At 64.6% G+C, this 653-nt stretch carries 1 protein-coding gene; it reads right to left on the bottom strand.

Annotation, left to right across the window (positions count from 1 at the left end):
- A partial coding sequence (locus K3M35_RS25860) for a dTDP-glucose 4,6-dehydratase (RefSeq protein WP_220667298.1) occupies positions 1 to 653 on the bottom strand: 653 nt, incomplete at both ends.

The raw sequence follows: 653 nt of genomic DNA, 5'->3' as shown, positions 1-653 counted from the left end.
CGCAGGTCGTGGCCGGGGCGGTCGGTGACGAAATCGAACTCGTCACGGCCCTTGCCGCACAGCTCGAGGACGGTTTCGACGACGGTACGGTTGTCGGTCTCCCCGTCCGCGCCGATCAGATAGGTCTCGCCGAGCCGGCCGTGTTCGATGATCGTCCACACGGCGCTGTTGTGGTCGTCGACGTGGATCCAATCCCGCACGTTGGTGCCGGTGCCGTAGAGCTTGGGGCGCACACCGGTGAGCACGTTGGTGATCTGGCGGGGGATGAACTTCTCCACGTGCTGATAGGGGCCGTAGTTGTTCGAGCAGTTGGAGATGGTCGCGCGGACGCCGAACGAACGCACCCAGGCGCGCACCAGCAGATCCGAGCCGGCCTTCGTCGACGAATAGGGGCTCGACGGATTGTAGGCGGTGGTCTCGGTGAACTTGATCGGATCGTTCAGCGGCAGGTCGCCATAGACCTCGTCGGTGGAGATGTGGTGATAACGCACGTCGTACTTGCGGACGGCCTCGAGCAGGGTGAAGGTGCCCACGAGATTGGTCTGCACGAACGGTGCGGGGTTCGCCAGGGAGTTGTCGTTGTGGGATTCGGCGGCGAAGTGCACCACCAGATCGGTGTCGGCGACGAGCCGGTCGACCAGCTCGGCGTCGGC

The organism is Rhodococcus sp. DMU2021, assembly GCF_019641445.1.
GTDB lineage: Bacteria > Actinomycetota > Actinomycetes > Mycobacteriales > Mycobacteriaceae > Rhodococcus > Rhodococcus pyridinivorans.
The sequence above is the reverse complement of the archived record's forward strand: the minus strand, read 5'-3'. Positions and strand labels throughout refer to the sequence as shown.